General features: G+C 63.3%; 6 protein-coding genes and 1 pseudogene. 2 read left to right on the top strand and 5 right to left on the bottom strand.

Features of this window, described 5'->3' with window-relative positions:
- The 5 genes and pseudogenes from AC16XC_RS02090 to glmU all read right to left on the bottom strand — a co-directional run.
- Positions 1–409: pseudogene (locus AC16XC_RS02090) on the bottom strand (glutamine--fructose-6-phosphate transaminase (isomerizing)); the annotation flags it as partial.
- Between the two features lie 12 nt (positions 410–421).
- Complete coding sequence (locus AC16XC_RS02095; protein WP_484032979.1) at positions 422–787, bottom strand: PIN domain-containing protein; 366 nt, start codon at positions 785–787, stop codon at positions 422–424.
- A 3-nt stretch (positions 788–790) separates the two neighbouring features.
- A complete protein-coding gene (locus tag AC16XC_RS02100; RefSeq protein WP_484032980.1) occupies positions 791–1,036 on the bottom strand; it encodes a ribbon-helix-helix protein, CopG family in 246 nt (81 codons plus the stop codon).
- Between the two features lie 58 nt (positions 1,037–1,094).
- Positions 1,095–1,547 carry a hypothetical protein gene (locus tag AC16XC_RS02105; RefSeq protein ID WP_484032981.1) on the bottom strand — a complete coding sequence of 151 codons (453 nt, stop codon included), beginning with the start codon at positions 1,545–1,547 and terminating at the stop codon, positions 1,095–1,097.
- On the bottom strand, positions 1,544–2,908 hold the full coding sequence (gene glmU / locus AC16XC_RS02110) for a bifunctional UDP-N-acetylglucosamine diphosphorylase/glucosamine-1-phosphate N-acetyltransferase GlmU (RefSeq protein WP_484032982.1): 1,365 nt from the start codon (positions 2,906–2,908) through the stop codon (positions 1,544–1,546). Before glmU ends, AC16XC_RS02105 begins: the two co-directional genes overlap by 4 nt.
- 59 nt (positions 2,909–2,967) lie before the next feature.
- Here glmU and AC16XC_RS02115 point away from each other — a divergent pair, with 59 nt between their 5' ends.
- Entirely contained in the window at positions 2,968–3,636 is a 669-nt protein-coding gene (locus AC16XC_RS02115) for an HAD family hydrolase (protein ID WP_484032983.1), read from the top strand.
- A gap of 127 nt (positions 3,637–3,763) precedes the next feature.
- Positions 3,764–4,296 (top strand): SDR family NAD(P)-dependent oxidoreductase (locus AC16XC_RS02120; RefSeq protein ID WP_484032984.1); only part of this gene is annotated, 533 nt, incomplete at its 3' end.

Here is a 4,296-nt window from a genome sequence, read left to right on the forward strand (position 1 = left end):
CCTCGATCCCTTCCGAGACGAGGTGGGCGACGACTTCGGTATCGGTCTCGCTGGCGAAGGTCCGGCCACGTGCGATCAGCTCTTCGCGCAACGGCCGGAAATTCTCGATGATCCCGTTATGCACCAGGGCGACTTCGCCGGTTGCGTGGGGATGGGCGTTACTCGTGGTCGGGGCACCATGGGTCGCCCAGCGCGTATGGGCGATGCCGGTGGTCCCCGGCGCAGGATGACGCTCCAGTTCGGAAACAAGGTTGGCCAGCTTGCCCGCAGCCCGGCGGCGAACCAGTTCGCCGTCATGAACGGTGCAGATGCCGGCGGAATCATAGCCGCGATATTCCATGCGCCTGAGCCCGTCAACCAGCCGCCCGGCGACTTCCGAATTGCCGACGATCCCGATAATTCCGCACATGGAGCAGCCTTTCTAGAATTCGTAAGGAACGCGGATGCCAGGCATGTTCGCCGGGAAGTCCTTGGTGTTGCGCGTGATCAGGATCGCACCGTTGATTTGCGCGGTGGCAAGGATGAGTGCGTCGAGCAGCTTCATCCGCGACCGGTGGCGAATGTCTGCTGCCGAGGCGGCAATCCGCGCGTCGACATCGACGACATCGAAAGGAGCGATCAATTGCTGGACGACATCGCGGCGCTCGAGCGGTTCGCCGGCCAGGATTTCCGCCCAGACAATGCGGCTGATCCGGTGGCGGGGATAGCGTGCAATCTCGGCGATCGCCTGTGGACGATCGAATAGCCAATCGATCAGGATGTTCGTGTCGAAGAAGGGTTCCGCCACGGATCAGATTTCGTCGTAGGGGGTGCGGTCCTCCCGAATCGCCCGTTGGTATTCGACCGCATCGCCAATGTCCGTCCGGTCCTTCCAATAGCCCGCGCCACGCTCGATCCAGCTGCGATCGTCCTTCCGGACCAGGTACAGCCTCACCGCCTCGCGAATTTCCGCCGCGCGCGAACTCTTGCTCTTCGCCGCAAGCGCGTCGAGCTTTTGAATGTCCTCGTCGGGCAGGTCTGCAAGGATTCGGGCCATAATGATATATTGATATCATATCATGATATCATGTCAACGGGATTGGCGAAATCGGACCTCAGCCGGCAAATATTGCTGAAGGCGCGTCGAAGGGCTGCATCTCGCCGGTTTCGACGTCGCGGTACTGCTTGACCTCGACCATTTCGGGGAAGCGATAGGGAACCAGCACTACCCGGCTGAAACTTTCGGTCTCGATATGGACCTGGATCGCCCGATCGAATTCGTCGCCTTCTCCGACATCGCTCATGTGGACGTTCGAGACCATCGCCGCGGCATGGATTCCGCCCTGTCGCGCTTCCTCGGCAAGCGCCGATTGGATCCTTTCATAGACTTCGGCCAACTGGTCATCTGCGACCTGTTCGGTATTGCTGACGACTTCGACCGCGCCGTCCTTGCCGGCCCGCATCGCGAACGGCGGGAAACCGCCCCATTGCCCGAGCATCTGCACTGCCGCATCGCGCGACAACTGTAGCAAATAGCCAAGCTGGTCTTGCGTGACTTCACTCGTCATTTGCCCTTCTCCGCCTTCTTTTTCTTCATCGCGTCGTGGAACCGGTCGGCCCAGCCGGGCTTGACCAGCTGTTCGGCGCGCACGATCCTGAGCTCGCCCGCCCCGACATTGCGGGTGACCGCGCTGCCCGCCGCAACGATCGCATCGTCGCCGATCGTGAGCGGTGCGACCAGCGCCGAGTTCGAGCCGATGAACGCCCGCTCGCCAATCACCGTGCGGTATTTGAAATAGCCGTCGTAATTGCAGGTGATCGTCCCGGCCCCGATATTCGCCCCTGCGCCGATATCGCTGTCGCCGAGATAGCTCAAATGGTTGGCCTTGGCGCCCTTGCCCAGGGTCGAATTCTTGATCTCGACGAAATTGCCGGCCTTCGCGCCTTCTTCCAGCACGGCCCCGGGCCGCAGGCGGGCGTAGGGCCCGACTTCGGCGTTACTGGCGATGCTGGCGCCTTCGATATGGCAGAACGCCCTGATCCGGGCATTGTCGGCCACTTTCACGCCCGGGCCGAACACCACATTGGGCTCGATCGTCACGTCGCGGCCGATTTGGGTATCCCAGGAGAACCACACGGTCGCGGGATCGAGCAGCGTGGCGCCTTCGGCCATGGCGCGGGTTCGCCTCGCTTCCTGCCAGCGCGCCTCCGCCCGGGCAAGTTCCGCCCGCGAATTGATCCCCGCCACTTCGCCGGGGTCTTCCGCAAGCACCACCGCACATTTGCGGCCATCGGCCAGCGCCAGGTTGACGATATCGGGCAGGTAATATTCGTGCTGGACGTTGTCGTTCCTGACCCGGTGGAGCAGCACGAACAGGTCCTCGCCGCGCACCGCCATCAGGCCCGAATTGCAAAGTCGGCAGGCGCGCTCTTCCTCGCTCGCATCCTTGTGCTCGATCATTTTGTCGATCAGCCCGTCATGGGCGATCACGCGGCCATATTGGAGCGTGTCGCCCGGTTCGAACCCCAGCACCACCGCCGCCGGATGGTCGTCCTGCCGCAAGCGTTCGATCATCGTGCGCATCGTGGCAGCGGTCACGAAAGGGACGTCGCCGTAAAGGATCAGGACATCGCCCGTAAACCCGCCCAGCGCAGCCTCGGCCTGCTGGACCGCATGGCCGGTGCCCAGCTGCGGCTCCTGCACCGCGAACTCGATCCCGCCGCCAAGCGCGTCCTGCAATTGTTCGCGTGCATCGCCGATCACGATCACGGTCCGTTCGGGCGCGAGTTCGCCGAGTGCTTCGAGCAGATGCACGATCATGGGCCGTCCGGCGACCTTGTGCAGGACCTTGTGGAGCGCGCTGTTCATGCGCGTGCTCTTGCCGGCGGCCAGCACGACGGCGGCAACGGGACGATGCGTCTCACTCATGGCGGGCGCAATGCCATCATTTCATTGCGGTTTCCATAGGCTCGCGGCAAAGGCCGGGGATGAGCACATTTCCCTTCTCGATGGTGGGCTTCGATCTCGATGGCACGCTGGTCGATACCAAGGGCGACCTTGGCGTGGCGGTCAATCACGGACTTGGCCTGGTCGGCCGGGAACGGGTTCCACTCGACAAGGTCGTCGAGATGATCGGCGGCGGAACCTTGCGCATGCTGGAACGCGCGCTGGAAGTTACCGGTGGCCCGCTTCCCGAGGCTGAGTTCAACAAGCTCTACGATGAGACCCTGTCGTATTACGAAGCCCATATTGCCGACCTTTCGCGACCCTATCCCGGCTGCGTCGAAGCGCTCGAGGCGCTGGCGGAACTTGGCTGTTCGCTTGCAGTCGTGACCAACAAGCCCGAACGACTTGCGGCAAGATTGCTGGACGAACTCGATATGCTGGGGCGCTTTGCCGCGGTGATCGGCGGCGATACGGCGGCCCGCAAGAAGCCCCACCCCGATCCGATCGAACTGGCAATTGCGCGCAGCGGCGGCGGCGGGCAATTCGCGATGGTCGGGGATTCGAGCTTCGATGTCGCCTCGGCGAGGGCCGCGGGCGTGCCCGTTGTAGTGCTGGGTTTCGGCTATAATGACCGGCCGGCGCGGGAATTGCGCGCCGATGCGGTGGTCGACCATTTCGACCAGCTGGTCGAAACCCTGCGCACACTCTGATCCCCGCCCTTCCCCTACGGCATGGCGAGCCGCCAAGCGCGCGGTTGAAAGCGACGGCAAGCCGTGCCATCCCGCCAGTCATTCGGGCGCGCAGGGCTGCGCCACTCAAGGCTTTTGGAGAGACAGCATGTCCATTTCATTTGCAGGCAAGGTGGCGATCGTCACCGGCGCGGGCGGCGGGTTGGGCCGGGCCTATGCGCTCGAACTGGCCAGGCGCGGCGCGAAGGTCGTGGTCAACGACCTCGGCGGAGCGCGCGACGGCACCGGCCATTCGGATGCCGCGCTCAAGGTGGTCGAGGAGATCAGGGCCGCAGGCGGCGAGGCCATGTCCAACGGCGCCTCGGTCACCGAATTCGAACAAATGGTCGAGATGGTCGCCAGGGCAAAGGAAAAATGGGGTGGCGTCCATGTGCTGATCAACAATGCCGGGGTCCTGCGCGACAAGAGTTTCGCCAAGATGGAGCCCGAAGACTTCGAATTCGTGGTCAAGGTCCACCTGTTCGGCTCGGCCTATGCCACCAAGGCATGCTGGGAGGTGATGCGCGAGCAAACCTATGGCCGCGTGCTGATGACCGCCAGCTCGTCGGGCCTGTTCGGAAATTTCGGCCAGGCCAATTACGGTGCGGCCAAGCTCGGCCTCGTCGGGCTCGCCAAGACGCT

Source organism: Candidatus Andeanibacterium sp. (assembly GCF_057143545.1).